Source organism: Hymenobacter elongatus (assembly GCF_004745955.1).
GTDB lineage: Bacteria > Bacteroidota > Bacteroidia > Cytophagales > Hymenobacteraceae > Hymenobacter > Hymenobacter elongatus.
In genome coordinates this window covers 1-501 of sequence record NZ_SRLD01000137.1, presented here as the reverse complement: position 1 = coordinate 501, position 501 = coordinate 1, and the positions used below count along the sequence as shown (strand labels likewise).

Here is a 501-nt window from a genome sequence, read left to right as displayed (position 1 = left end):
AGGCGCACTACCAGGCCCCGCGCGGGGAGGTCGAGACCCGGCTGGCCCAGGTGTGGGCCGGCGTGCTGCGCCGCGAGCCCATCGGCCGCCACGACAACTTCTACGACCTCGGCGGCGACTCTATTAAAGCCGTAATGGTAGTATCCCGCTTGAAGCAAGCCGGTTACAGCCTGAAAGTAAGCGATGTACTGCGCACGCCTGTGCTGAACGAGTTGGCTGAGCACGCCCAAGTGCTCACGCGGCAAATCGACCAGTCGCCGGCTATGGGTGCTGTCGAGCTCAGCCCTATTCAACACGAATATTTTGGTCGTACATCAGTCGACCAGCATCATTATAATCAGTCAATTCTCCTGTCAAGCAGGGAGCGGCTAACAGAGGAATTGTTGCGGCAAAGCCTGGCCCAGCTGCTGGCCCACCACGACGCGTTGCGCCTGCGCTTCGCGTCGGATGCAGCCGGTGGCTGGTGCCAGCACTACGCTTCGGTAGCCGAAACGCCGGTGG

General features: G+C 61.5%; 1 protein-coding gene. It reads left to right on the top strand.

The window, feature by feature from the left end; genetic code table 11:
* Nucleotides 1–501, top strand: a 501-nt coding sequence (locus tag E5J99_RS21100) for a phosphopantetheine-binding protein (protein WP_135499769.1), incomplete at both ends; no start/stop codon positions are given.